Source organism: Thiolapillus sp. (genome assembly GCF_048562965.1).
Classification (GTDB): domain Bacteria; phylum Pseudomonadota; class Gammaproteobacteria; order Chromatiales; family Chromatiaceae; genus Thiolapillus; species Thiolapillus brandeum_A.
The window spans coordinates 1-1,987 of the sequence record NZ_JBHNMF010000575.1 but is presented as its reverse complement, the minus strand read 5'-3'; the positions used below and the strand labels follow the sequence as shown (position 1 = coordinate 1,987).

At 58.0% G+C, this 1,987-nt stretch carries 2 protein-coding genes; both read left to right on the top strand.

Annotated elements, in window-relative coordinates; genetic code table 11:
• On the top strand, positions 1-514 hold a 514-nt coding region (locus ACOCD2_RS17880), incomplete at its 5' end, for a hypothetical protein (RefSeq protein ID WP_419625849.1).
• The gene (locus tag ACOCD2_RS17875; RefSeq protein ID WP_293689099.1) at positions 511-1,884 is read left to right on the top strand and encodes a hypothetical protein; all 1,374 of its coding nucleotides are present in this window, start codon (positions 511-513) and stop codon (positions 1,882-1,884) included. The genes ACOCD2_RS17880 and ACOCD2_RS17875, both read left to right, overlap by 4 nt.
• The last annotated feature ends 103 nt before the right edge of the window (positions 1,885-1,987 follow it).

The following is a 1,987-nucleotide window of genomic DNA, read 5'->3' as shown; positions in this document are numbered from 1 at the left end:
AGATTTTGGGACATCCCAGTCCCCAAAATCGACTCGGCCTTTGACAACCTATTGGTGCCCCAGCCGTCCTGGTCACCAAGCACTACGCAACAACTTCGCAAGCTCGTTGCTGCTCCGTACTTGGCTCCCAATGACTGGACGCCGCGTTCGGAGGCCTACTTTGTTTTCCCTCTGGCGCAAGGCACGCCGGGAAAACAGTGCGGCCTCGCGGCTACTGGGGTCTACCAGCCTTCGCTTCGCTCTCCATGGCTGGCAGCGGTTGAAAGAGCCCATCGTGCCGGTGGTGGTGTCCTGCAGTGCCGATGCCGATACGGACCAGGCCGAGTTTGTCTGCCTGCACGGGGAAACGACTGTGGACAGCCGTACTCCACAGCCGGACAAGTGGAAAATCGAGATTCCGCATGGCAACTACGATTTCGTAGCGAAAGTCGACAGCCGCAAGGGGGAGCGCAAGGATGAAACCGTGTTGCCACCCTATCGTGATATCGAAATCGAACTGGAGGCGGGCACATGAGCATCCATGTAGCAGCCAGAGCACTTCTGTACGAGCGTCAGGCCAGGAAAGGGCTGATGGGCAGCGTATTCTTTCGCGGGGAAGAACAGCAGACCCGTTTCGTGGCGGATATTCGCGTACCCCTCGTCGATCATGCCAGTCAGTACACGGAAGAGACGCTGCAGGACATTGTGCCCGGGGAATATCTCATCCAGCTTTCCCTGCCCAATGGTGGTGTGATTACGCAGAATTTCACCGTGCAGGCCGGTGAGGATACCCGGGTGATCATTACGATTCCACATGAAGGCCCACATGAATGGTCGAGCCTGCATGCCATGACAGGCAAGTTCGCACAGGAAGCCGTGGCTACCGGGGGCTACATGCGCCCCATGGCTGCCAGATCCCAAAGCTATGCCCAGCTGAGTGCAGATCCCGAATCCGGCTATGCCCTTTCCTGGCTGGCGCCTGATCAGAACCCGGCCGACGGGATGCTTTCCGGTGATCAGGTGCTCCGGGAACTCGGCGAACTGATGAGCAGGGCGCCTGATGTGCGCAGTGCCACGGCGAAGCTGGGAACCGCAATACCCGTAGAGGAGCCTTCCCTCGAAGATGGCGACTTTGCCCTGTTCCGCTTCAAGCACGGGGGACTTCAGGCAGGTGAAAGCACTGATGATGAGGACTTCTTCCTGGGGCCGGGCAGCAACATGGACCGCCGTTTTCTGCTTCAGCAGTCCGCCTTTGGTGCCCAGCTCATCAGCCTGCCCACGCCCTGGACGACGCCACAGGGACAGGAAGTGGTGGAGCTCCTGATAAAGAAACACAGCATTTTCGAAGAGCTGGATTATGCAATGACCATCGGTGATCCCATGATCAACACCCTGCTGGGCTATATCAACATGGGCGCGGTACACCTGGCCCAGCGCCTGCTGGACGTGGAGCAGGCGCAGCAGATGCTGTATGAAAAGATCTCCTATCCCCTGGCGGCCACTATCGGTGGCTATGTGCTGGTGCTGGGGAGAAACACGGGGGAATACCGCTCGCAGGCTGATGTCTGGAAATCCTGGGTGGAGAACCTGGATCACTGGTTTGAATGGTTGCCAGACGGTGCCATCCTGAACGCATCCATGCAACTGATGGAAAAACAGCCTGACCTGGAAAAAGCCCGTGATGCCCTGATGAGGGCTTTTTCCCGGGGGTTGCCCTATTTCACCTTTGGGCTGAAACAGCTGCTGGACGGGATGCGCTTCTTCGCCGGCAAGGGTGATGCCGAGGCACAGGGCTGTCTCGATGTGCTGAAGGTCATTGCTGCCGGTGTGGATTCCGGCTCGCCCTTTCTGACGGTCACCGTTGCCTCCTCCTGGGAGGAGAAGAAAAAGAGGCTCTTCCCCTGATTGAGTGGGCGCCCATCATCTAGTAATCCCATCAGGGTAAAGATCCAACCCGCCGAGATGGAAGTAAATGGCATTGGCAAACCGCTCTTTATTGCGGAAGCCT